Here is a 23,188-nt window from a genome sequence, read left to right as displayed (position 1 = left end):
TGATGGAGTTGACGGTGAACGGTGTCGGGCGCAGCGTGCCGGACGAGGTCACGGTCGCCGAGCTGGTCCGGGACGTGACCCCGCAGCAGCGCGGTGTGGCGGTGGCGGTCAACGGCGAGGTGGTGCCGCGTACCGACTGGCCGGCGATGGTGCTGCGGGGCGGCGACCGGGTCGAGGTGCTCAGCGCCGCCCAGGGCGGGTGAGCGGGATGGACCGCACACCGTCGATCGACGGGCACGAGACGGACTCCGGGACGAAGGGCTTCGAGCTGGGCGGCGTCCGGTTCTCATCCCGACTGGTCCTCGGCACCGGCGGAGCCGCCAACCTGCACGTGTTGGAGCAGGCCATCCGCGCCTCCGGCACCGAGCTGGTCACGTTGGCGTTGCGCAGGGTGGACACCGTGGCGGTCGGCTCGGGTGGCCTGCTCGACCTGCTGGACCGCTGTGGCGTACGCCTGCTGCCGAACACGGCCGGCTGCTACACGGCAGGTGAGGCGGTGAAGGTGGCCCGGCTGGCCCGGGACGCGTTCGACACCGACTGGGTCAAACTGGAGGTGATCGGCGACGAGCGCACGCTGCTGCCCGACGGGGTGGAGTTGCTGCGCGCCGCCGAGGAACTGGTCGACGACGGGTTCACCGTGCTGCCGTACACGTCGGACGATCCGGTGCTGGCCCGGCGGCTGGCCGACGTGGGCTGCGCGGCGGTGATGCCGGCCGGCGCGCCGATCGGCTCCGGGCTGGGCGTCAACAACCCGCACCACATCCGGCTGATCCGTCAGGACGTGACGGTCCCGGTGATCCTGGACGCGGGCATCGGCACCGCCTCGGACGCGGCCCTGGCCATGGAGCTGGGCTGCGACGCGGTCCTGTTGGCCAGCGCCGTGACCCGGGCCGCGGACCCGGTCGCGATGGCCACCGCGATGCGGTACGCGATCGAGGCGGGCCGCCTCGCGTACGGCGCGGGACGCATCCCGCGTCGCTTCCACGCGCTTGCCTCCACCCCCGACGACGGTCGACCCGACCTGTGACCCGCCACCTCGCCGATCTCGGTGCGAAACCGCCCCTCCAGGGGCCGTTTCGCACCAGGATCCAACCGGTCTCGGGTGTGGTGCTGCTGACGGATCGTCGGGCGGTGCGGGGGGACCTGTGCGATGCGGTGGCGCAGGCGGTGGCCGGGGGAGTGCGGTGCGTGGTGCTGCGCGAGAAGGACCTGCCGCGCGCCGAGCGCCTGGTACTCGCCGCCGAGCTGCGACCGATCCTGGCCGAGGCGGGCGGCACCCTGATCGTCGCCGGCCCCGACCCGCTCCTGCCCGAGACCGAGCCCGCCCCACGGATCCCCAGCACCTTCGGCGGGGCATTCGTCGCGCTCCACCTTCCGGCCGCCGGTCCGTACCCGCCACCCGTCGCCGACCTGGTCGGCCGCTCCTGCCACGACGAGGCGGAGTTGGACCGACTCACCACCGAGGACTATGTGACCCTGTCACCGGTCTTCCCCACCCGCAGCAAACCCGGCTACGGCCCACCGCTGGGCCCCGACGGTCTGGCCGCCTTGGCGAGTCGCAGCCCGGTGCCCGTTCTCGCTCTCGGCGGCATCGAGACTCCCGCCCAGGTCCGCGCCTGCGTGAGGGCCGGCGCCACCGGCGTGGCCGTCCAGGGCGCCATCATGCGCGCCCGAAATCCCCACCAGGTCGCCACCACCCTCACCACCGCCCACCACGAGCTTCTCCAGACGAGTTCGCCCCAGACCCCCCACCGCACCGGCGCCGCCCACGGCGGCACCTCCCAAAGCCCCGCCCCCACCATCCCGGCCAAGCGATGACCCCCACCCCGCCGGCCACCCCCACCGCGCCACCCGATGCCCCCACCAGCCCCTCGACGGGCGTCGCCCACGAAGCCCCACCCCGCCGCCTTCCCCAGGGCAGGGCACCCGAGCCGCCACCAGCCCTTCGACAGGCGTCGCCCACGAAGCCCCACCCCGCCAGCCTTTCCCAAGGCAGGGCACCCGAGCCGCCACCAGCCCTTCGACGGGCGTCGCCCACGAAGCCCCACCCCGCCGCCTTCCCCAAGGCGGGACACCCGAAGCCGCCACCGATCCGTCTCGACGGGCGACGACCACGACGGGGCTGCGGCCGACCGTGCCCACGCAGGGATCAAGCCTGACCGCCCGGAGTGGGCACGGTCGGCCGCAGCCCCAAACCGCAACCCCGAACAAGCAAGAACAAACAAGAACAAACAAGAACAAGCCAAGAGGAGACACGTGAGAACCCCAACGACCGTCCTCACCGTCGCCGGTTCGGACTCCGGTGCCGGTGCCGGCATCCAGGCCGACCTCAAGGTCTTCGCCGCGCTCGGTGCGTACGGCACGAGTGTGCTCACCGCCGTGACCGCGCAGAACACCCGGGGGGTGGACGCGGTGCTGCCGTTGCCGCCGCAGACGGTCAGCGACCAGTTGGACAGCGTGTTGTCCGACTTCACCGTGCGCGCGGTCAAGACCGGGATGCTCGGTACGCCGGCCGTGGCGGGTGCGATCGCCGAGGCGGCGGCGGCCGGTCGACTGCCGCAGCTCGTGGTCGATCCGGTGCTGGTGGCCACCAGTGGACACCGACTCGGGGTGGTGGAGGCGGTGGAGCGGCTGCTGCCGTACGCCCGGGTGGCGACGCCGAACAGCGCGGAGGCCGCCGCCCTCACCGGGGCGCCGGTGACCGGCGTGGCGGAGATGACGGCGGCGGCGCGGGCGCTGGCGGCGGGCGGGGCCGAGTGGGTGATCGTGACCGGCGGTGACGTGGACACCGGCGACGAGGCGGTGGATGTGCTGCACGGCCCGGACGGCACGACGGTGCTGCGGGCCCCCCGGGTGCCGACCCGGCACACGCACGGCACCGGTTGTTCGTTCTCGGCGGCGACCGCCGTGCGGCTGGCACTGGGCGATCCGGTGCCGGTGGCGGTCGCCGCCGCCAAGGAGTACGTGACCCGCGCGCTGGCCGGTGCGCGGGACTGGGAGTTGGGCGCGGGACGCGGCCCAATGGACCACTTCGGCTGGTCCGCTTAGGCGAGGGAGGCTGTCATGCAGGCACGTCGCAAGGTCTATGTCGAGGGTTCACGACCGGACGTCCGAGTGCCGTTCGCGGAGGTCGAGCTGACCGGGGACAACCCGCCGGTCCGGCTCTACGACACCGCCGGGCCGGGCTCGGACCCGGAGGTCGGCCTGCCGCCGCTGCGGGGGCCGTGGATCGCCGAGCGGGGAGACGTGGCCCCGGTACGCGGTGCCGGCACCCCGTTGGGCGGGGTGGAGGGCAAACGGCCGACGCAGCTCGCGTACGCGCGGGCCGGGGTCGTCACCCCCGAGATGGAGTTCGTGGCGATCCGGGAGGGGATGGCGCCGGAGTTCGTCCGGGACGAGATCGCTGCGGGTCGGGCGGTGCTGCCGCTGAACATCAACCACCCGGAGTGCGAGCCGGCGATCATCGGCAAGGCGTTCCTGGTCAAGGTCAACGCCAACATCGGCACCTCGGCGGTGACCTCCTCGGTGGCCGAGGAGGTGGAGAAGCTGACCTGGGCCACCCGGTGGGGCGCGGACACCGTGATGGACCTGTCCACCGGCAAGCGGATCCACGAGACCCGCGAGTCGATCGTGCGCAACTCGCCGGTGCCGATCGGTACGGTGCCGATCTACCAGGCGTTGGAGAAGGTCGGCGGCGACCCGGTGAAGCTGACCTGGGAGGTGTTCCGGGACACCGTGGTCGAGCAGGCCGAGCAGGGCGTGGACTACATGACGGTGCACGCCGGGGTGCTGCTGCCGTACGTGCCGCTGGCGGTCGACCGGGTGACCGGCATCGTGTCGCGGGGCGGTTCGATCATGGCGGCCTGGTGCCTGGCGCACCACGAGGAGAACTTCCTCTACACGAACTTCCGGGAGTTGTGCGAGATCCTGGCCCGCTACGACGTGACGTTCTCGCTCGGCGACGGGTTGCGGCCCGGTTCGATCGCGGACGCCAACGACGAGGCGCAGTTCGCCGAGCTGCGGACGCTGGGCGAGCTGACCCGGATCGCCTGGGAGTACGACGTGCAGGTGATGATCGAGGGTCCGGGCCACGTGCCGATGCACAAGATCAAGGAGAACGTGGACCTGCAGCAGGAGTGGTGCCACGAGGCGCCGTTCTACACGCTCGGTCCACTGACCACCGACATCGCGCCCGCGTACGACCACATCACCTCGGCCATCGGCGCGGCGATGATCGGCATGTTCGGCACCGCCATGCTCTGCTACGTCACGCCGAAGGAGCACCTGGGGCTGCCGGATCGCGACGACGTCAAGGCGGGGGTCATCGCGTACAAGATCGCGGCGCACGCGGCGGACCTGGCCAAGGGGCACCCGGGTGCGCAGGCCTGGGACGACGCGCTCTCCAAGGCGCGGTTCGAGTTCCGGTGGGAGGACCAGTTCAACCTCTCGCTCGACCCGGAGACGGCACGGTCCTACCACGACGCCACGCTGCCCGCCGAGCCGGCGAAGACCGCACACTTCTGTTCGATGTGCGGGCCGAAGTTCTGCTCCATGAAGATCAGTCAGGACCTCAAGGAGTACGCCGCCCGGGGGATGCAGGACAAGTCCGAGGAGTTCGTCGCCTCCGGCGGGCGGGTCTACCTGCCGTTGGCCTGACGGTCGCGGCCGGCTACTCCCGATGGTGCCGGCCGGTCGACCGCAGCCGTCGGCGCAACTCCTTCGGGAGCGGCTCGTCGTCGGACGACGGGCGGCCGAGTCCGGCCACCCAGTCCACGTACTCCTCGTCCTGCTCGGCCAGCGGTTCCTCCTGCTCCGCGGGGTCGGTCTCCGCGGGGCGGGGCCGGCTGCGCCGGAACAGGCCCCGCCGGCCCTTCTCACGGTCGTGCTTCTGCGGGGTCGGCTCGGCGCGCGGGGTCGGCGGTTTGGTGAACGCGGCCGTCAGGTCACGGGCGGCCGTCGCCGGGTCGGTGGAGACAGCCGGTGCCGAGCTGGCGAAGGCCGCCGAGACGTCCTGGGCGGCGGTCGCCGGGTCGGGGCCGGCGCTCGACTCGACCCGGTCGGTGTCGCCGTCCGCATCCGACGGTCCGTCGGTACCCGGCCCGGTCGGTGACGCGGCCTCGTCCGCCGGGTCGGGGCGGCGGGCCGTCGCGAAGGCGTTCCAGGTCTCCGTCGTGTTGAGGTCGGGCATCGGGAGCCGGTGCCGCGGCCAGGGCGCGGTCTCCGGCCCTTCGACGGGACGGGCGGCCGGTGCCACGGCGCTGCCCGGCAGACCGCCGCTGCCCGGCGCGTCGTCGTGGACAGCCGGACCGGGATCGGTTCCCGGGGGTACGGGCGTGGCGTCGGCGGCATCCGTACCCCCGGCCTGACTGGGTACCACCGAGGTCCGGTCCGTGTGCTCGGTCGGGCTCGGAGCGTCGAACGGGCTCGGCGATCGGGTCTGGTCGCCGGCCCGGGTCGCGGGCCCGGCCCGGTGCGGCGCCTCGACCAGGGGGCGCGTTGTGCGGGTACGCCGGGGTGCCCGTTCCGCCGTGCCCGTCGCCGGGGTGAGGTCACCGCCGTCGCCTACCGGGTCGGGTCCGGTCGCACCGTTCGCCGCCGGGTCCGTCGCCTGCACCGCGAGGGCCGGCGTCCCGACGACGGCGGGACTGACAGTGTCGGGGCGGACAGTGTCGGGGCCGCCGACGGTGGGCCCGCTACCGGTTGGTCCGGCGGCGGTGGGTCCAACGGCGGTGGCTCCGACGGCGGTGGGTCCGACGGCGGTGGGTCCGACGGCGGTGGGTCCGACGGCGGTTGGGCCGGTACCGGCTGGTCCGACGGCGGTGGCCGTGTCGAGATCAGAGGTCGTGGCCGCGTCGTGGTCGGTGGTGTCTGCGGCGCTGGTGGCGGAGCCGGGGTCAGCGGCGGGGGAGGTGCCGGACGCGGTGTCGACGGAGGCGGGGTCGGCCGCAGTGGGACCGGCGTCGACGTCCGACTCGTCCGGTCCGCTGACGCCCTTGTTCGGGGCGCCGGTGAGCGAGTCCTCGGATGCCGCGAGGGAAGCGGTGCCGTCGACGGCCGGTGCGACGTCACCGTCGATGGTCGGGCCGGTGGCGAGCGGGAGTCCGGGCCCCGGCGCGGTTTCGGATGCCGGGGTGATCGGCACGCTGCCCGGCGCGGCGGGCACGGGGGGAGCCGGCTCGCCGGGCCAGTGCCAGTGGGGCGGCGACGTGTCGCCGGTGCCCGGCAGGTCGGGGCTGGTGTGCGTACCGCCGGGCCGGTCGTCCACCACGACGGCACCGGCACCGGCAGCGGCACCTGTGCCGGCCGGGCGGTCGGCCGACGTCGGCAGGGTGGGGGAGGCCGGCAGGGGCTGGAGGATCGCGGTCGGTTCGATGGCGGTCCCGGCGGTGTCGCGGTCGAGGGCGGTGTCGCGGTCGAGGGCGGCGACGGGGAGCAGCGCGGCGGCGGCCGACCCGAGGGCACCGACCGCGACCGCGATCAGAGCGCCGTAGTAGGGCGCGAGCTGGTACCGGTCGCTCGCGTCACCGGGCCCGGCGGCCAGGTAGGCGAACGCCACCAGGATCGGCCCGGCCACCCCGCTCGGCCCGCTGATCAGCGGCGGCTGGCCGCGCCACCGGGCCAGGGCACCGGTCGCGGCACCGGCCAGCAGGCTGAGCAGCGGCAGGAGCAGCAGGGCCAGGCGCTGCGCCGCGTCGGCGGAGAGCCAACTCGGTTCCAGCACGCCGAGGCGTATCGGGGTCAGTGGCCCGGTCGCGGCGAGCGACGGTGCGACGGACAGCAGCGCGAGCACCCAGACCGTGCCGGCGATGCCGGCCATGTTCCAGGCGAAGGCTCGCCGGAGCAGGGCGGCCAGCGCGGCGCCCGCGCCCACCACCGCACCGAGGACGGCGCAGATGGCGACGGCCCAGACCGGGTCGACCGAGACGAGTTCGACAGCGCGGGCCGGTCGCATGCACAGCGGTGCCACCACGACGGCGCCGAGCGCGGCGCTGCACGCCACGGCCAGTTGGCGATGCGTACCGGTGAGCCCACCATGGCGCTCGGCGAGACGTTCGGTGAGTACCGCTCCGACGACGGCGGCGTTCGCCGCGAACCAACCGGCCCAGACGAGTTGAGCCGGCCACTGGTTGACGGTGGCGCCGGTGAAGGTGCCGGTGAGTCGGAGGATGCCGAAGCCGAAGGCGACTCCCAACTGACCGGCGGCGGCCAGCAGGCTGACGCCGAACGCCGTGAGCAGTAGCCGGCTCAAGGTCCGATGGGCCATGGTCGGCACGTTACGGTCCGTGGCGACCGATCGCCACCGGCGCGCCGTGGGACGGCTGCTACCTGCGCCCGGCGGGTCTACTTGAGCTCGACCAGGTGGGCCGGGTATGTCGGGTCGCCGACGTTGGTCAGCATGTGCGGCGCGCCCGGGTCGCGGGAGACCACCCCGCCGGTCGGCTCGTCCGCGTCGATCCTGCGCGGGTCGAGGGGGGTCTCGGTCATCGGGTTCCGGCCAGTCGGGGCAAAACCTCGGCCGCGATCAGCTCCAGGTGGTCCAGGTCGTCGAGGTCGACCAGCCGCAGGTGTACGCGGGTGGTGCCGACCGCCGCGAACTCGCCGATCCGGTCGACCAGTCGTTCCGGCGAGCCGACCACCGCCTCCTCGGGCGGCAGGGCGCTGGTCACGTGCAGCGGTGCCGCCCGTCGCCGGGCCTGGGCGTCGGTGCGTCCGATCGCCACCGCGATGCCGGCGGAGAGCACCAGCGGTGCCCGTCCGGTGTCGGCGCGGTCGACCCGGTCGCACGCCTCGCGTACCCGCTCGTAGGCCTCTGCGGTCCGGGCGACGTCGGTGAAGGGCACGTTGAACTCGTCGGCGAAGCGGGCCGCCAGGTCCGGGGTGCGCTTGGGGCCGCGTCCGCCGATGATGATCGGCGGCCCCGGGGTCTGCACCGGCTTCGGCAACGCCGGGGCGTCCATCAGCCGGTAGTGCTGCCCGGTGTAGCTGTACGTGCTGCCCGACGGGGTGCGCCACAGTCCGGTGAGTACGTCGAGCTGCTCGGTGAGCCGGTCGAAGCGTTCGCTGGTGTTGGGGAACGGGATGCCGTACGAGGTGTGCTCGCGGGCGTACCAGCCGGCGCCGATGCCCAGCTCGACCCGGCCGCCGCTCATCTGGTCGACCTGGGCCACCAGCACCGCGAGCGGACCGGGCAGCCGGAAGGTCGCGGAGGTAACCAGGGTGCCGAGTCGGATCCGGCGGGTCTCCCGGGCGAGCGCGGCGAGCGTCAGCCAGGCGTCGGTCGGGCCGGGCAGCGCCGGACCGTCGCTCATCGACTGGTAGTGGTCGGCGCGGAGGAAGCCCTCGAAACCGCCGTCCTCGGCGAGTCGGGCGAAGCGGAGCTGGTCGTCGTAGCTGGCGCCCCGGTGCGGCTCGGTGAAGACGGTGACCCGCATGGCTACCTCGGCGTGCCGGCGGTCGCCGGGTGGTCCCGCTCCATGAGTAGCTCGTGCAGGTCGGCGCTGACCTGGGCGACCTCCGCCAGGTGCGCGTTGCGGCCCAGCGTACGGGGGCGGGGGATGGCCACGTCGACGATCTTGCGGACCCGGCCGGGGCGCGGGCTGAGCACGATCACCCGGTCGGCCAGCAGCACCGCCTCGTCGATGGAGTGGGTGACGAAGACGATGGTGGCCCGGTTGCGCATGTGCACCCGCTGCAACTCGCCGGACAGCTCCTCCCGGGTGAGCGCGTCCAACGCCGAGAAGGGCTCGTCCATCAGCATCACGCGGGGGTCGCCGATCAGGGACCGGCACAGCGAGACGCGCTGCTGCATGCCGCCGGAGAGTTCGTGCGGGAGCCGCTTCTCGAAGCCGGCCAGCCCGGCCACGTCGAGTAGTTGCCGGGCGCGCTCCCGGTAGTCGTTCCGCTTCCAGCCGAAGATCTCCACCGGCAGCAGGACGTTGTCCAGCACCGTGCGCCACGGCAGCAGGGCCGGCCGCTGGAACAGCATGGCGATGTCCCGGCGCGGGCGGGTGACCGTCTCGCCGCCCACGGTGATCTCACCCGAGGTGACCGGGATCAGTCCGGCGATCAGTCGGAGCAGGGTCGACTTGCCGCAGCCGGAGCGGCCGAGTACGGCGATGAACTCGCCGTCGGCCACGTCGAGGTTGATGCCGCGCAACGCCTCTACGCGGCCACTACGGCCGTCGAAGGTGCGCGACACCTCGGACAGGCGGATCATCTCCGGCGGCCTCCCTGAGTGGGTAGTCAGGATTCGGCCCCAAAGGTTAGCGGTCTCCACCGTTATCTCACCGTCCGGGGTGGAGATGAGTTGTTTCCGTTCCGCAACCCGGTATGCCTGGCGTCGCAAAGGTGGGGTTCTCGTACGCTGTGCCCGCGAAGAGTCCCCTCGATACGCGGTGTCGGCTTCCGTCCCAGGCTGCCGGTACCGCCCCAACATCCCCTCCCGGAGGCCCGCGACGCCCCGGTGGGAAAGGACAAGGTGTACTGATGAGAAGGCTGACCCGTACGGTCGCCGCGGCCACGATGGCCACCGCGCTCGCCCTGGTCTCCGCGTGCAGCAGCGGCTCGGACGATGCCGACGAGAATGTCGGGTCCTCGCTGGAGCAGGTGACCTACCTCACCTCGTTCGGCAACTTCGGGCGTGACTCCTACGCCTGGGTGGCGAAGGAGAAGGGCTTCTTCAAGGACGCCGGTTTCGACGTCGAGATCAAGCCCGGCCAGGGCACCAACGGCGTCATCCAGACGATCGTCGGCGGCCAGGCACAGTTCGGTCCGATCGACCTGACCGGTGGTCTGCTCGCGCTCGGCAACGGCCAGGCCAAGGACTTCGTCGCGGTGGCGGCGATCCAGCAGCGCACGATGGCCGCCATCGCGACCGTCGAGGGCACCGGCATCAGCACGCCGAAGGACCTGGAGGGCAAGAAGCTCGCCGACACCCCCGGCTCGGTCGTCCGGAACCTGTTCCCGACGTACGCGCGCCTGGCCGGCATCGACTACAACAAGGTGACCTGGGTCAACGGTGACGCGCAGACCCTGATGGGCACGCTGGCCTCCGGCTCGGTCGACGGCATCGGCCAGTTCGTGGTCGGCCAGCCGACCATCGAGGCGGTGACCAAGAAGAAGGCCGTCCTGCTGCCGTACAGCAACGTCATGCAGGACCTCTACGGCATGGTGCTGGTCACCTCGAAGCAGATCGCCGCCGACAAGCCGGACATGGTCAAGCGGTTCACCGAGGCGCTGCTCAAGGGCCTGGAGTACGCCCTGGAGAACCCGCAGGAGGCCGCCGAGATCCTGGCCAAGAACGTCGAGGCCGTGGTGCCCGCCGCAGCCGCCGCCGAGCTGCAACTGATGGCCGGGTACGTCCGCTCCAGCAACTCCGGCACTGCCCTGGGCGCGCTGGACAGCGGTCGGGTGGCCAAGAGCATCGCGATCCTGCGCGGTGCCGGTGCCCTGGAGTCCGACCTCACCCCGGACCAGATCGTCGACTTCAACCTGGCCCCCAAGGCCTGACTCCAGTTCACACCAGTTCCACCGCGGGGTACGCCGTGCCGGTCAGCCGGTACGGCGTACCCCGATCCCGCGTCTGACCACCCGAACCGCAGGAGGATCCGATGACCGACGTCCGCTCACGGCAGCCGGAGGCGGCACCCGCCCCGGAGCCGGCCCCGGCCGCACCGCGGGGCCGGCGGTGGCGGCCGGCAGACCTGCGGGACGGCGTGACGGCCGCGCTGCTGCCGGCCGCCGGCCTGCTGATCGCGTTCAGCGTGTGGTGGCTGGTCGCCCGGCTGGAGCTGGTCCACCCGGCCGCCCTGCCGCCGCCCGGCGACGTGCTGACCGCCTTCCGGCTGGGCCAGGACCGGCTGCTCGAACACACCGTCACCACCACCGGCGAGATCCTGCTCGGCTTCCTGCTCTCGGCGGTGGCGGGTGTGCTGATCGGCCTGTCGCTGGCCGCCTCGCGGACGGTCGAGCGGATGTTCACCCCGCTGCTGGTCGCCGTCAACGCGGTCCCGAAGATCACCCTGGGCCCGCTGTTGGTGGTGGCGCTCGGTTGGGGTCAGAAGCCCATCCTGACGATGGTCTTCCTGCTCTGCTTCTTTCCGATCGTGCTCTCCACCGCGACCGGCCTGACCACCACCTCGGCCGAGTTGGCCGAACTGGTCCGTTCCTGGAACGCCTCCCGCTGGCAGGCGTTCCGCAAGGTCCGCTTCCCGGCCGCGCTGCCGCAGATCTTCGTCGGGCTCAAGGTCGCCATGCCGCTGGCCGCGATCGGCGCGGTGATCGGCGAGTTCCAGGCCGGTGAGGGTGGTCTCGGCTTCGTCATCCAGCAGTACGCGGGCATCGGCGACACCGCCACGGCGTGGGCGGCGATCATCCTCGTCGCCCTGGTCAGCATCCTGCTTTACGCCGTGCTGGTGCTCGTTGAGCGGCGCAGCCTGCCGTGGGTGCGCGAGACCACCTCCAGCCGCTGAGCGAGATCAACCCGCCAGGCGCCACCGGCCGTTACGGGCGACCAGCGTGGTGAGCGCCTGCGGCATCAGCCCGGAGTGGTTGTCCGGCGTCATCCGGATCGGTCCGGACAGGCCGTCCAACTGGGACGTCTCCAGCACGTCGCGGAGGCCCTCGCGGTCGACCTGTCCGGCCGGTCCGCCGGAGCGCAGTTCGGCGTCGGCGATGAGCTGGACGGCGTCCGCCGCGAAGGACGACGAACCGTGGTAGCCGCCGAAGCGGGCGGTGTAGTCCTGGAACCACTGGCGGCGGGCCGCCTTGGCCGGGGTGGTGGCGATGACGTCGTCGATCACCATGGTCTGGGTGAACACCAGGGTCGCCCGCTCCGCCGCCCGGGAGGCCGACCCGAGGAAGAGGTCGCCGGCAGCGGCGGCGTCGAGGTACAGCGCCCCGGTGAAGTCGGCCCGCTTCACCGCTGCGGCGGCGAGCATCGCCTGCTCCGGCGAGGTCCAGATGATGACCCCGTCCGGGTCGGCCGCGGCCAGCGTGGCGGCCTGCCCGTCCACATCGGTGTCCGTGCCCCGGACCGAGGCCTGGGCTACCACCCGGATACCGGCGTTGTCGAACTCGCGCTGGAGCGCGGCGACGCCCTCCCGGCCGTACGTGTCCTCGGTGTGCAGAATGCCGACCGTTTCGATGTTCCGCCGACTCAGTTCGACGGTGAGCGCGTCGGCGCTGTCCGCTGCGTTCGGTGCCAATTTGAACACGTACCGTCGTTCTGCGACCGGACTGGTGATGGCACCGGCGGCAGCGAGCGCGATGGTCGGGATCTGCTTTTCGTTGATGGTGCGCACCGCGCCGACCGCACATTCGTTGCAGCCGCCCATGATGATGGCGCTGACCGCCGAATCGTTGCTGAAGTCCGCGATGTTTCGCAGCGACTCGCTGGCGTCGGAACGATTGTCCTTCACCCGCAGATCGATCGAACGGCCGTTCAACGCACCCGACGCGTTCAACTGCTCGACCTTGAGTTCCAGCGCCTGCCGGTACGCCTTGCCGACTCCGGCCGCCGCTCCGGAGAGCTCCAGGTCGGCGGCGATGACGATCGGGCTCGTGTCCGTTGCCTCCCCGCCGAACTGGCAGCCGGCGAGCAGGGAAGCCAGCAGGGTGGATGCGAGCGCCGTGGCGGTCGCGGAGCGGAAGGGGGTCAACTCAGTCCTCCTGGTGTGGCGCGGGCGGGGCCCGGTCACTGGTGGCGGCGACCGTCCACAGTGGATAATTGGGAAGGGTCTGCCGTACCGTGTGCGCGAAGCCTGCAAAACCTTGCCAATGCCGGGCGCTGCGGTCAAGCGGGACCACTGGAGGCGTTTCGGGACGCCGATCCCACATGTTGGGGTAACCAGATGTTTTCCGTTGCTCACTGTGGCGACATGCTTCGCCACTCTGGAGTTACATGCCCTGTTCAGGGCGCTGTGGAAATGTAGGTATTAGTTGACCGGATCACGGGATGCGCGACGTCCGACCGATTCCTGCCCGCCTGCGGCTTCCCAAACACGATCTCGTCTGATGAAATCGCGGCCGTGCCGCGCGTGGCGCTGGCCGTCGCTCCATGCACGGATCGACGGGCCAGGCGTGGAGAAAACGACGGAGGCGATGTCGTGAGCACCGGACCGACGACCCTGCCCGCCAGCGGTGACGCCGTGCCGAAGGCGCCTCGCCGCCTGTTCCGGCTGCGTGACGCGCGGATCCGGTCCAAGCTGGCGCTGATCCTGGTCGTGCCGGTCGCCGCGGTCATCGCGCTGGCCACCGTCCGACTCGTCTCCGTCGGCGAGGGCGCCTACGACGCCACCCAGGCGCGGTCGCTGACCGCACTGTCCATCAACATCTCCGCGCTCACCAACGACCTGCACGCCGAACGGATGGCGGCGGCGGCCTATCTGGCCCAGCCGCAGCCGCAGGCCGACGCGTACAACCTGCGGGTCCGTCAGACCCAGCAACGGATCGACGCGTACCGCGCGGAGCGGTCCAAGATCGGTGAGGTGCCCAGCGCGGTCGGCGACCGCCTGCGGACCATCGACACGCACCTGGACACCCTGGACGGCACCCGGCAGGAGGTGCTCGACCGCTCCCAGATGGAGGTCGCCGAGGCGGCCCTGCGGTACGGCGTGGTCCTGGCCGACCTGGTCGCCTACGGCGACGGCCTGGCCCAGCTACCGGGCGAGGAGCAGTTGGCCGACAGCCGCCGCGCGGTGGCCGCCTTCGCCCGTGCGAAGGCCGCCGTCGCCGAGGAGCAGTCGATCGCGTTCACCGCGTTGAGCCGGGGCCGGCTCGACAACGAGCAGTTCTCCGCGTTCGTGGCCACCCTGACCGGGCAGCAGGAGGCGCTACTGGCCTTCTCGCTGGCCGCCGACCCCACTCAGCGGGCCCTGGTCGAGACCACCGTCTCCGGTGACGCGGTGGTGCTGGCCGACCGGATCGCCACCGACATCAGCCGCTCGGTGGGCAACCGCTCGCCGATCAGCGCCCAGGACGCCACCGCGGCGATCGGCGCCGTCAACGAGCTGATGCGATGGGCCGAGATCGAGCTCCAGGACCGGCTGCTCGCCCAGGCCGAGCAGGCTCGTACCGGCGTCATCCGGCAGGCCATCGTCGAGTCGACGCTGGTCCTGCTCACCCTGATCATCGCGGTGACGCTGGCCGTGGTGCTGGCCCGTTCGCTGAACCACTCGCTGCGGCGGCTGCGTGAGGGCGCGCTCTCGGTGGCCAACCACGACCTGCCCGAGGCGGTGCGCCGCCTCCAGGGCATGGGCAACGTCAGCGACGGCAGCGTCGACGAGATCGTCCGCGAGGTACGGGACCCGATCCAGCTCAACAACCGCGACGAGGTGGGGCAGGTCGCCCTGGCCTTCAACGTCGTACACCGGGAGGCGGTCCGGGTCGCGGCCGAACAGGCGGCCCTGCGGACCAGCGTCTCGGCGATGTTCCTCAACCTGGCCCGGCGTAGTCAGACCCTGGTCGACCGGATGATCGGCGAACTCGACGCGATCGAGCGTGGCGAGGAGGACCCGAAGCGGCTCGCCCAGCTCTTCGAGCTCGACCACCTCGCCACCCGGATGCGCCGCAACGACGAGAACCTGCTCGTGCTGGCCGGCGCGGACTCGGCCGTGCCGCGTCGCGACGACGCGTTGCTGGTGGACGTGCTGCGCGCCGCGCAGTCCGAGGTGGAGCTCTACAACCGGATCGAGTTCGGCACGGTCGACACCGACGTCTCGGTGGCCGCGCACGCGGTCAACGACGTGGTGCGGCTGGTGGCCGAGTTGCTCGACAACGCCACCCGCTTCTCGCCGCCGAACACCACCGTGGTCGCCGACGGCCGCCGCATCCGCGACTACGTGCTCATCCAGATCGAGGACCGGGGCCTGGGCCTGAGCGACGAGCAGCTCGACTCGCTCAACCGGCGGCTCGCCGCACCGTCGACCGTCGACGTGGCCGCCTTCCGGCTGATGGGTCTCGCGGTGGTCAGCCGGCTCGCGGCCCGCTACAACATCCGGGTCGAGCTGCGCCGCAACGTCGAGGGCGGCACCGTGGCGCAGATCACCCTGCCGGCCTCGACGGTGATCCTGCCGAGCCTGCGGGGCCGCGACCAGATCAACCGGCCGCGTCAGCCGCTCGCCGTCGAGCAGACCCCGACGACGCCACCGGCGGCCCCCACCGAGCCGCTCACCGGCGCCGGTCGCAGCAACCTCGCCACGTTGACGACCGAGCGGTGGCGCGACAGCACCCCCTCGTCGGCGCCGTGGCCGGCCGCGAACCCGGCCCCGACACCGGAGCCGCCCGCTCCGCCGGCCCGTACCGCGCCGCCCGCCTTCGCCGGTGGCTTCAACGCCGGTACGCCGACAGTCGCCCAGCCGTCGCTGGACCCGCTGCCGCAGCGCAGCGCGCCGCCCGCCGCCCGACCCGAGCCGGTGCTGCCGGCCGGTCCGGTCGCCGGAGCGCCGATGAGCGCGCCGACCGCGTTCGGTGTGGGTGCCACCCCGCAGTCCGAGACGCCCTTCCGTGGCCTGGGCGCCAGCCTGGCCGCCACCGCGCCACAGGCCACCGCGCCGATCACCGCCCCGCCGGAACCCCAGGCCGAGGCGCCGATCTTCCGCGAGATGGAGGCGGTCTGGTTCCGTTCACACGGCAACGACGCCACCGCCATCTTCAGCCGACCGCAGTTCGACGAGCCGCCGCAACCGGCTGCCGGCCCACCCACGCCGGCTGTCGAGCCGACTCGGGGACGGAGCCCGTTGCCCACTCGTACACCCGGTGCGGCAGCCGCCGCGCAGCCCGCGCCACCACCCCCGTACCAGTCGTCACCGGCTGCGGCGACCGCCGCGACCACGCAACTGCCCACGGTGACTCCGGCCGCCGCGCCGCCACCGCCGACGCCGCCGCGCGCCGCGCCGGCCACGCCGCCCCCGGCGGCGCCCCCCGCGGCGTCCCCGGCACCGGAGTCCGACGCCTGGCGGACCGCGGCCGACGAGGGCTGGACGCGGGCCAGCAAGGCGGCCGAGCCGACCCCGGCCGGCACCACCCGGTCCGGACTGCCCAAGCGGGTGCCGCAGCAACAGCTCGTCCCCGGTGGGATCGAGCCCCGGAGCGGACGTGAGCGCAGCCGCCGTACGCCGGACGAAGTACGCGGTCTGCTCTCGGCCTACCACCGTGGCGTGCAGCGCGGACGGACGGCCGGAGCGAGTCAGGACAGCACCTCGACCAAGGAGACGAGCCGATGAACAGGCCAGCGGCCATGCAGGACATGGGTTGGCTGCTCACCAACTTCGCCGACAGCGTGGCGGGTATCGCCCACGTGGTGGCGGTGTCCGCCGACGGACTGCTACTCGCTTCCTCCCGCGACCTGCCGGGGGACCGGGCGGACCAGCTCGCTGCGATCACCTCCGGCGTGGTGAGCCTGACCGAGGGTGCCGCGCGGATGTTCAGTGCCGGCGGGGTGCTGCAGACGGTCATCGAGATGGACAGCGGCTACCTGTTCCTGATGTCGATCAGCGACGGGTCGTCGATGGCCGTGCTCGCGGCGCGTAGCTGCGACGTCGGGCAGGTGGGTTACGAGATGGCACTGCTGGTCGAGCGGGTCGGAGCAGCGCTGGTGCCGCTGCCCCGGGACGCGGTGCGGTCATAACAGGGACAGCACCGGCGCAATCCCGCGTCGGTACGGAGGAGATCCGGTGGCGACATGCCGGCGGAGGGGAGAGGAGGTGATCGCGGATGGAGCAACACCGACGTGACCCGCGTGGTGCACTGGTGCGGCCGTACGCGGTCACCCGGGGACGGACCGAGCCGCGGCAGGACATCGCCTTGGAAGCGGTGCTGGTAGCCAGCCCCACCCAGATCGCCGAGTCGCGGTTTGCCGGGCATGACAAGCATCGCATCGCCATGGTCTGCGAGAGCCGGCCCGAATCGCTGGCGGAGATCGCCGCGTACACCCGGCTACCGCTGGGTGTCGCCCGGGTGTTGGTCGCCGACATGGTGGCCGAGGGCCTGTTGACGCTTCAGACGGCCGCTCCCGCCACAGGTTTCGAGGAGCGGATGGAAATGCTGGGAAGGGTGCTGAGTGGACTTCGCGAGCTATGACCCCGCCGGGGCCCGCCAGAGCCGGGGAATCATCTCCGCGAAGATCGTCGTCGCGGGTGGCTTCGGTGTCGGCAAGACCACGTTGGTCGGCGCGATCTCGGAGATCACACCGCTGACCACCGAGGCGGTGATGACCGCGGCGGGCGTCGGGATCGACGACCCGTCCAAGGTGCCGGGCAAGGAGACCACCACGGTCGCCATGGACTTCGGCCGTATCACCATGGCGCAGGACCTGATCCTGTACCTCTTCGGCACACCCGGGCAGACCCGGTTCTGGTTCATGTGGGACGAGATCATTCGGGGCGCGGTGGGTGCCACGGTGCTGGTGGACACCCGCCGGATCACCGACGCGTTCGCTCCGCTCGACTACTTCGAGAGCCGCCGGCTGCCGTACGTGGTGGCGCTGAACCGGTTCGACGGCGCGCAGCAGTACGAACTGGAGGAGGTCCGCGAGGCGCTGGCCATCTCGCCGGACGTACCGCTGGTGCTGACCGACGCCCGGCAGCGCGACTCGGTCAAGCGGGTGCTGATGACCGTCGTCGAGCACGCCATGGCGCGGTTGCAGGCCGAGCACGACCGGGGCTTTCCGACCCCGGTCGGCTGAGTGTCGGCGGGAGCCCGTCGGTGGATCTCCACCGGCGGGCTCCTTCGTGCGGTCAGTGCGGCAGTGCGGTCAGTGCGGTCAGTCGACCCGCAGCCGGTAGCCGCGTTTGACGACCGTCTGCACCACCCGGGGGGCCTTGAGGCCGGCGCGCAGTCGGGCCACCGCCATCTCCACCGCGTGCTCGTCGGCGCCGCGCGGCAACGTCCGCAGCAGGGCGGTACGCGACAGCACCCGGCCCGGCGTCTGGGCCAGCGCCCGCAGCACCGCCATCGGCGCCGGGGCGAGCGGTCTCAGCTCGCCGTCCATCACCGCCGCGTGTCCCCGCAGGGTGAGCAGGTGTCCGGCGGCCTTGATGGTGACCGTCCGGCGGGGCAGTTCGTCGACGATGGTGCGGACCAGCGCACCCAACCTCGCCCGGCTCGGCGCGCTCACCGGCACGCCCCGGCGCACCAGCGGCTCGGCGGTGACCGCGCCGACACAACTGGCCAGCACGTCACCGCGCAGGGCCTCCAGCACCGTCTCCGTGCGGTCACCGGCGGCCCGCAGCAATGCCTCCGCGGCCGGTGCCGAGGTGAACGTGACCGCGTCCACCAACCGGCCGGCCACCAGGTCGACCAGCCGGTGCAGCGGGGCCGGGTCGGTCGGCGGGGCCCACCGGTAGACCGGGATCTCGATGACCGTGGCCCCGGCGTCCTCCAGCGCGCGGGTGCACTCCGGTTGCCGCTCGCCGTGCAACTGCATGGCGATCACCTGCCCGGCCACGCCCCGCCGACGCAGGTGGTCGACCACCTCGTCGCAGCTCTCCGACTCCGGGGACCACTGGTCGTGCAGCCCGGCGGCCCGGATCGCGCCCCGGGCCTTGGGGCCCCGGGCCACCACGTACGCGCCGCCGAGCACCGAGCGCAGCGGCTCGGCCAACCCCCAGCCCTCGGCGGCCTCCAGCCACCCGCGCATACCGATCCCGGTGTTCGCCATCAACACGTCCGGTGGACGGTCCAGACAGGTCCGGGTCGCCTCGCGCAGCTCGGTGTCGTCGGCGAGCGGCACGATCCGCAGGGCGGGAGCGAGCACCACCCGGGCACCGCGCCGTTGCAACAGCGCGGCGAGTTCGTCCCGCCGTCGGTCGGCGGTCACCCCGATGGTGAAGCCGGCCAGTTCCTCGCCCATTCACCCCTCCTGTCGCAGCCGCACCTCGACCATGCCGTCCCGGCAACGGATCTCGTGCCGGGCCACGGCGACGCCGGGCAGGTCGAGACAAACCCCCGTACGCAGGTCGTACACCTGCTTGTGCAGCGGCGAGGCGACCGTGGGCACGCCCTGCCGGCTGCCCACGATGCCCCGGGACAGCACGTACGCCTCGGCGACCGGGTCGCGGTTGTCGATCGCGTACAGCCCGTCCTCGGTGCGGAAGAGCGCCACCTGCACCCCGTCGACGAGGGCGGCGACGCCCCGGTCCGGGTCCAGCCGGTCCAGCGGGCAGACCGCGTGCCAGCGCCGCGTCGTCGTCGCGATGCTCATCGCCGCACCTCCGGCAGTCCGAGGGTGACCGGCTGGCGGGCGTCGGATGCGGGTGATCGGCCGCCGACCGGGACGGGTTGTCCGCGTTCGGTCGCGAAGGTGATCGACGGGTCGGGTACGTCCGGCGCGTTGACGAAGGAGGTGAACCGGCGCAGCCGGTCCGGGTCGTCGAGCACGTCCCGCCACTCGTCCGAGTAGGACGTGACGTGCCGGGCCATCGCGGCGTCCAGGTCCGCGCAGAGGCCGAGCGAGTCGTCCACGATCACCGACCGGAGGTGGTCGAGTCCGCCCTCCATCGCCTCGATCCAGGCGGCGGTGCGTTGCAGCCGGTCGGCGGTGCGGACGTAGTACATCAGGAACCGGTCGATCGTCCTGATCAGCGCCTCGGTGGACAGGTCGGTGGCGAACAGGTCGGCGTGCCGGGGCCGGAAGCCTCCGTTGCCGCCGACGTAGAGGTTCCAGCCGGTCTCGGTGGCGATGATGCCGAAGTCCTTGCTGCGTGCCTCGGCGCACTCCCGGGCACAGCCGGAGACCGCTGACTTGATCTTGTGCGGGGCGCGTAGTCCCCGGTAGCGCAGCTCCAGGGCGACGGCCAGGCCGACCGCGTCCTGTACGCCGTACCGGCACCAGGTGGAGCCCACGCAGGACTTCACCGTCCGCAGCGCCTTGCCGTACGCGTGCCCGGACTCGAAACCGGCGTCGACCAGTCGACGCCAGATCTGCGGCAACTGGTCGACCCGCGCGCCGAACAGGTCGATCCGCTGCCCGCCGGTGATCTTGGTGTAGAGCCGGAAGTCGCGGGCCACCTCGCCGATCACGATCAGCTTCTCCGGGGTGATCTCCCCGCCCGGGATCCGCGGTACCACCGAATAGCTGCCGTCGCGTTGCAGGTTCGCCAGGAAGTGGTCGTTGGTGTCCTGCAACGACGCCTGCTCGCCGTCGAGGATGTGCCCGTTGCCCAGCGACGCGAGGATCGAGGCGACGACCGGTTTGCAGATGTCGCAGCCCCGCCCCCGACCGTGCTCGGCGATCAGCCGGGAGAACGTCCGGATGCCGCGTACCCGGACGATGTCGAACAGCTCCTGCCGGCTGACGTCGAAGTGCTCGCACAACGCCCGGGACTGGACCACACCGGCCGCGTCGAGCAACTGCTTGAGCATCGGCACGCACGAGCCGCAACTGGTGCCGGCTCGGGTGCACGCCTTCACCGCGGGCACGTCCGCGCAGCCGGCCGCGATCGCCGCGTCCACGTCGCCCCGGGTGACCGCGTTGCAGGAACACACCTGGGCGGACGCGGGCAGCGCGCTCGCCGCCGCACCCGCCGCCTGCTCGGGGGCGAGCAGCGCCAGCGGCGCGGCCGGCAACGGCCCGCCGACGCTGGCCCGCAACGTCGGGTACGCCGACGCGTCGCCCACCAGCACCCCGCCGAGCAGCGTCGTCGCGTCGTCGGAGAGGACCAGTTTGGCGTAGACCCGGGTGGCCGGATCGGTCCAGGTCACGTCCAGGCACCCGGGCGTGGTGCCGTGCGCGTCACCGAAGGAGGCCACGTCGACACCGAGCAGCTTGAGCTTGGTGGCGGTGTCCGCACCCGGGAAGGTGGCCTCCCCGCCGACCAGCCGATCGGCCACCACCTCGGCCATCGCGTACCCGGGGGCGACCAGCCCGTAGCAGGTGCCCTGCACCGCCGCGCACTCGCCGACCGCGTAGATCCGCTCGTCGGAGGTCCGGCACGCGTCGTCGACCAGTACGCCGCCGCGCGGGCCGACCTCCAGCCCGGCCGCGCGGGCCAGCTCGTCGCGGGGCCGGATGCCGGCGGCCACCACCACCAGGTCGGTGTCGAGCAGCGAGCCGTCGGCCAGCTCCAGGGCGCCGACCGTGCCGTCCGGGCCGGGCCGCAACGCGGTGGTCGCCACCCCCAGGTGACAGGCCACGCCCAGCTCCTCGACGTAGCGGCGCAGCATCGCGCCACCGGCGGTGTCGACCTGCACCGGCATCAGCCGGGGCGCGAACTCCACCACGCGCGTGGCCAACCCGAGCAGGCGCAGCGCGTTCGCCGCCTCCAGGCCGAGCAGACCGCCGCCGATCACCGCGCCGGTACGTCGGCCCCGCGCGTGCTCGCGGATCGCCGCGAGGTCGTCGAGCGTCCGGTAGACGAACACCCCCGGCAGGTCCGTACCCGCCACCGGCGGCACGAACGCCGACGACCCGGTGGCCAGGACCAGCACGTCGTACGGGTGCTCGCCGCTCGCCGTGGTGACCACCCGACGGGCCCGGTCCACCCTGACGGCCGGCTCGCCGAGGCGCAACTCGACGCCGTCGTGCGGGGTGTGCAGGTTCAACTCGTCCGCGTCGGCCCCGTCGAAGTACGCGGAGAGCCGCACCCGGTCGTACGCGGGTCGGGTCTCCTCGGCGAGGACGGTGACCCGCCACCGTCCCTGCGGATCGCGCGACCGCACCGCGTCGACGAACCGTTGCCCGACCATGCCGTTGCCGATCACGACCACGCTGCCGCCGGTCATCGTCCCACCTCCACCGGATCCGATCTGGACAACCAGTCGACGATGCCGGCGACCGCGTCGCGGCATCCGCCGCAGCCGGTCCCGGCTCTGGTCCCGGCGACGACGTCGTCGACGGTGCGGGCTCCGCCGCGCCAGCAGGCCACCAGGGCGCCCTTGCTGACCGTGTTGCACTGGCACACCGTGGCCGCGTCCGGCATCAGCGCCGGGGACGCGGCCGGAGCGGCGACGGCACCACCGAGCGACCGGCCCAGCAGCAGCGCCCGCCGGTCGGCGGGAACCGGTTGGCCCCGGTCGAAGAGCTGGACCACGGTGCCCACCGACGGGTTGTCGCCGAGCAGGATCGCCCCGGCCAGCCGCTCGTCGTGGATCCGCAACCGCGCGTACGTGCCCCGGGCCGGGTCGGCGAAGGTCAGCTCCTCGCCGGGGCCACCGGTCGGGTCACCCATCGAGGCCAGGTCGATGCCGGCCGCCTTGAGCCGGGTCACCACCGGCCGGGGCCGGTACCGGGCCGACGGGTCCTCCCCGGTCAGCAGGTGGGCGACCACCCGGGCCTGCGCCCAGGCCGGTGCCACCAGCCCCGTCGGTGCGGCGCCGTGCTGGGCGCAGTCACCGATCGCCGAGATCCGCTCGTCGTCGGTACGCAGCCGGTCGTCGACCAGCACACCCCGGTCCACCGCCAACCCGGCCGCCTCGGCCAGGGCGGTCTCCGGGCGTACCCCGCACGCCAGCACCAGCAGGTCGGCGTCGAGGGACCGCCCGTCGGACAGCTCCATGCGTACCCCGGTGGCGTCCGCCGCGAGCGCCGTCGGGGTGACGGCCAGATGGGTGGTCACCCCCAGGCCGGCGAGCGTGCCGGCCAGCATCGTGGCGGCCACGGCGTCGAGCTGCCGCTCCATCAGGTACGGCACCCGGTGCACCACCGCGACGTCGAGTCCTCGGGCGGCGAGTCCCCGGGCCGCCTCCAGGCCGAGCAGCCCGCCACCGAGCACCAGTGCCCGCCGGGCGCCTCGGGCCGTCGCGATGATGCGCCGGCAGTCGTCCAGGGTGCGGAACGCGATCACCCGGTCCGGCAGGTGCGCCGGATCGAGCCCGGGCAGCGGCGGCACCACCGCCCGCGCACCCGTGGCGAGCACCAGGTGGTCGTAGCGGATCCGGTCGCCGTCGTCGGTGCGTACCTCCCGGGCGGCCCGGTCGACGGCCCGGACGGCGACCCCGGTGCGGACGTCGACACCCCGCCCGGCGGCCTCCGCCAACTCCACGTCCAGCTCGCTGATCTTGCCGGTGAGCAGCGTGGACAACATGATCCGGTTGTACGCCCGGTGCGGCTCCGCACCGAGCACGGTGACCTTCAGGTCCCCGCCCCGCCCGCGTAGCTCGCTCGCCAACCGGGCACCGGCCATCCCGTTGCCGACCACGACCACCCGATCGCCGCTCATGCCGACGCGGAGCTGCTGATCCGTTCGCTGGC

The 23,188-nt window shown here is 72.7% G+C and carries 19 protein-coding genes and 1 pseudogene; 11 read left to right on the top strand and 9 right to left on the bottom strand.

Annotated elements, in window-relative coordinates; all coding sequences use genetic code 11:
* The first annotated feature begins 2 nt into the window (after positions 1–2).
* From thiS to thiC, 5 genes are all read left to right on the top strand, one after another.
* On the top strand, positions 3–203 hold the full coding sequence (thiS, locus tag ABT008_RS02075; protein ID WP_350692848.1) for a sulfur carrier protein ThiS: 201 nt from the start codon (positions 3–5) through the stop codon (positions 201–203).
* Positions 204–208: 5 nt separating this feature from the next.
* On the top strand, positions 209–1,027 hold the full coding sequence (locus ABT008_RS02070) for a thiazole synthase (protein ID WP_350692847.1): 819 nt from the start codon (positions 209–211) through the stop codon (positions 1,025–1,027).
* Between the two features lie 59 nt (positions 1,028–1,086).
* The gene (locus ABT008_RS02065) at positions 1,087–1,818 is read left to right on the top strand and encodes a thiamine phosphate synthase (protein WP_350693178.1); all 732 of its coding nucleotides are present in this window, start codon (positions 1,087–1,089) and stop codon (positions 1,816–1,818) included.
* A gap of 438 nt (positions 1,819–2,256) precedes the next feature.
* Positions 2,257–3,048 (top strand): bifunctional hydroxymethylpyrimidine kinase/phosphomethylpyrimidine kinase, encoded by a 792-nt coding sequence (gene thiD, locus ABT008_RS02060; protein ID WP_350692845.1) that lies wholly within the window; start codon positions 2,257–2,259, stop codon positions 3,046–3,048.
* Positions 3,049–3,063: 15 nt separating this feature from the next.
* Positions 3,064–4,656 (top strand): phosphomethylpyrimidine synthase ThiC, encoded by a 1,593-nt coding sequence (gene thiC / locus ABT008_RS02055; RefSeq protein ID WP_350692844.1) that lies wholly within the window; start codon positions 3,064–3,066, stop codon positions 4,654–4,656.
* A 13-nt stretch (positions 4,657–4,669) separates the two neighbouring features.
* Here the strand turns inward: thiC and ABT008_RS02050 are convergent, their stop codons facing one another.
* The 4 genes and pseudogenes from ABT008_RS02050 to ABT008_RS02035 all read right to left on the bottom strand — a co-directional run bounded on the left by ABT008_RS02050 (position 4,670) and on the right by ABT008_RS02035 (position 9,217).
* Positions 4,670–7,264 carry a hypothetical protein gene (locus ABT008_RS02050; protein WP_350692843.1) on the bottom strand — a complete coding sequence of 865 codons (2,595 nt, stop codon included), beginning with the start codon at positions 7,262–7,264 and terminating at the stop codon, positions 4,670–4,672.
* Between the two features lie 77 nt (positions 7,265–7,341).
* Positions 7,342–7,458 (bottom strand): annotated as a pseudogene (locus tag ABT008_RS02045) (cupin); the annotation flags it as partial.
* 23 nt (positions 7,459–7,481) lie between these two features.
* Positions 7,482–8,432 (bottom strand): LLM class F420-dependent oxidoreductase, encoded by a 951-nt coding sequence (locus tag ABT008_RS02040; protein WP_350692842.1) that lies wholly within the window; start codon positions 8,430–8,432, stop codon positions 7,482–7,484.
* A gap of 2 nt (positions 8,433–8,434) precedes the next feature.
* Complete coding sequence (locus ABT008_RS02035; protein WP_350692840.1) at positions 8,435–9,217, bottom strand: ABC transporter ATP-binding protein; 783 nt, start codon at positions 9,215–9,217, stop codon at positions 8,435–8,437.
* 269 nt (positions 9,218–9,486) lie between these two features.
* Between ABT008_RS02035 and ABT008_RS02030 the strand changes: the two genes are divergently transcribed.
* Both ABT008_RS02030 and ABT008_RS02025 read left to right on the top strand, forming a co-directional pair.
* On the top strand, positions 9,487–10,509 hold the full coding sequence (locus tag ABT008_RS02030; protein ID WP_350692838.1) for an ABC transporter substrate-binding protein: 1,023 nt from the start codon (positions 9,487–9,489) through the stop codon (positions 10,507–10,509).
* A 101-nt stretch (positions 10,510–10,610) separates the two neighbouring features.
* On the top strand, positions 10,611–11,471 hold the full coding sequence (locus ABT008_RS02025) for an ABC transporter permease (RefSeq protein WP_350692836.1): 861 nt from the start codon (positions 10,611–10,613) through the stop codon (positions 11,469–11,471).
* Positions 11,472–11,477: 6 nt separating this feature from the next.
* On the opposite strand, the gene ABT008_RS02020 is transcribed toward ABT008_RS02025, so the two are convergent.
* Positions 11,478–12,659: an ABC transporter substrate-binding protein gene (locus ABT008_RS02020; protein ID WP_350692835.1), complete on the bottom strand. Its 1,182-nt coding sequence runs from the start codon at positions 12,657–12,659 to the stop codon at positions 11,478–11,480.
* Positions 12,660–13,106: 447 nt separating this feature from the next.
* Here ABT008_RS02020 and ABT008_RS02015 point away from each other — a divergent pair, with 447 nt between their 5' ends.
* From ABT008_RS02015 to ABT008_RS02000, 4 genes are all read left to right on the top strand, one after another.
* On the top strand, positions 13,107–16,223 hold the full coding sequence (locus ABT008_RS02015) for a sensor histidine kinase (RefSeq protein ID WP_350692833.1): 3,117 nt from the start codon (positions 13,107–13,109) through the stop codon (positions 16,221–16,223).
* Positions 16,220–16,627 carry a roadblock/LC7 domain-containing protein gene (locus ABT008_RS02010; protein WP_007465177.1) on the top strand — a complete coding sequence of 136 codons (408 nt, stop codon included), beginning with the start codon at positions 16,220–16,222 and terminating at the stop codon, positions 16,625–16,627. The genes ABT008_RS02015 and ABT008_RS02010 overlap by 4 nt, the downstream gene beginning before the upstream one ends.
* An 86-nt stretch (positions 16,628–16,713) precedes the next feature.
* Positions 16,714–17,079, top strand: coding sequence for a DUF742 domain-containing protein (locus tag ABT008_RS02005; protein WP_117226208.1), 366 nt, complete (start codon positions 16,714–16,716; stop codon positions 17,077–17,079).
* Positions 17,060–17,683, top strand: coding sequence for a GTP-binding protein (locus ABT008_RS02000; protein WP_117226207.1), 624 nt, complete (start codon positions 17,060–17,062; stop codon positions 17,681–17,683). The genes ABT008_RS02005 and ABT008_RS02000 overlap by 20 nt, the downstream gene beginning before the upstream one ends.
* Before the next feature lie 78 nt (positions 17,684–17,761).
* Here the strand turns inward: ABT008_RS02000 and ABT008_RS01995 are convergent, their stop codons facing one another.
* From ABT008_RS01995 to ABT008_RS01980, 4 genes are read right to left on the bottom strand one after another with little or no spacing between them, the layout of a single operon-like run.
* Positions 17,762–18,850 carry a uroporphyrinogen-III synthase gene (locus tag ABT008_RS01995; protein ID WP_350692830.1) on the bottom strand — a complete coding sequence of 363 codons (1,089 nt, stop codon included), beginning with the start codon at positions 18,848–18,850 and terminating at the stop codon, positions 17,762–17,764.
* Positions 18,851–19,201 (bottom strand): nitrite reductase small subunit NirD, encoded by a 351-nt coding sequence (gene nirD / locus ABT008_RS01990; protein ID WP_350692828.1) that lies wholly within the window; start codon positions 19,199–19,201, stop codon positions 18,851–18,853.
* Positions 19,198–21,720, bottom strand: a complete 2,523-nt coding sequence (gene nirB / locus ABT008_RS01985; RefSeq protein ID WP_350692827.1) for a nitrite reductase large subunit NirB — start codon at positions 21,718–21,720, stop codon at positions 19,198–19,200. The genes nirD and nirB overlap by 4 nt, the downstream gene beginning before the upstream one ends.
* A complete protein-coding gene (locus tag ABT008_RS01980) occupies positions 21,717–23,156 on the bottom strand; it encodes an FAD-dependent oxidoreductase (RefSeq protein WP_350693176.1) in 1,440 nt (479 codons plus the stop codon). The genes nirB and ABT008_RS01980 overlap by 4 nt, the downstream gene beginning before the upstream one ends.
* Between the last annotated feature and the right edge of the window lie 32 nt (positions 23,157–23,188).

Origin of the sequence: Micromonospora sp. NPDC002389 (assembly GCF_040296095.1) — a bacterium.
Classification (GTDB): Bacteria; Actinomycetota; Actinomycetes; order Mycobacteriales; family Micromonosporaceae; genus Micromonospora.
Note: the sequence above shows the minus strand (reverse complement) of the source record. Positions and strands in the feature narration are given on the sequence as shown.

Coding starts and splice junctions, on each gene's coding strand:
- thiS (WP_350692848.1), top strand. CDS start 3: ATGGAGTTGACGGTGAACGGTGTCGGGCGCAGCGTGCCGGACGAGGTC.
- ABT008_RS02070 (WP_350692847.1), top strand. CDS start 209: ATGGACCGCACACCGTCGATCGACGGGCACGAGACGGACTCCGGGACG.
- thiC (WP_350692844.1), top strand. CDS start 3,064: ATGCAGGCACGTCGCAAGGTCTATGTCGAGGGTTCACGACCGGACGTC.
- ABT008_RS02050 (WP_350692843.1), bottom strand. CDS start 7,264: ATGGCCCATCGGACCTTGAGCCGGCTACTGCTCACGGCGTTCGGCGTC.
- ABT008_RS02040 (WP_350692842.1), bottom strand. CDS start 8,432: ATGCGGGTCACCGTCTTCACCGAGCCGCACCGGGGCGCCAGCTACGAC.
- ABT008_RS02035 (WP_350692840.1), bottom strand. CDS start 9,217: ATGATCCGCCTGTCCGAGGTGTCGCGCACCTTCGACGGCCGTAGTGGC.
- ABT008_RS02030 (WP_350692838.1), top strand. CDS start 9,487: ATGAGAAGGCTGACCCGTACGGTCGCCGCGGCCACGATGGCCACCGCG.
- ABT008_RS02025 (WP_350692836.1), top strand. CDS start 10,611: ATGACCGACGTCCGCTCACGGCAGCCGGAGGCGGCACCCGCCCCGGAG.
- ABT008_RS02010 (WP_007465177.1), top strand. CDS start 16,220: ATGAACAGGCCAGCGGCCATGCAGGACATGGGTTGGCTGCTCACCAAC.
- ABT008_RS02005 (WP_117226208.1), top strand. CDS start 16,714: ATGGAGCAACACCGACGTGACCCGCGTGGTGCACTGGTGCGGCCGTAC.
- ABT008_RS01995 (WP_350692830.1), bottom strand. CDS start 18,850: ATGGGCGAGGAACTGGCCGGCTTCACCATCGGGGTGACCGCCGACCGA.
- nirD (WP_350692828.1), bottom strand. CDS start 19,201: ATGAGCATCGCGACGACGACGCGGCGCTGGCACGCGGTCTGCCCGCTG.
- nirB (WP_350692827.1), bottom strand. CDS start 21,720: ATGACCGGCGGCAGCGTGGTCGTGATCGGCAACGGCATGGTCGGGCAA.
- ABT008_RS01980 (WP_350693176.1), bottom strand. CDS start 23,156: ATGAGCGGCGATCGGGTGGTCGTGGTCGGCAACGGGATGGCCGGTGCC.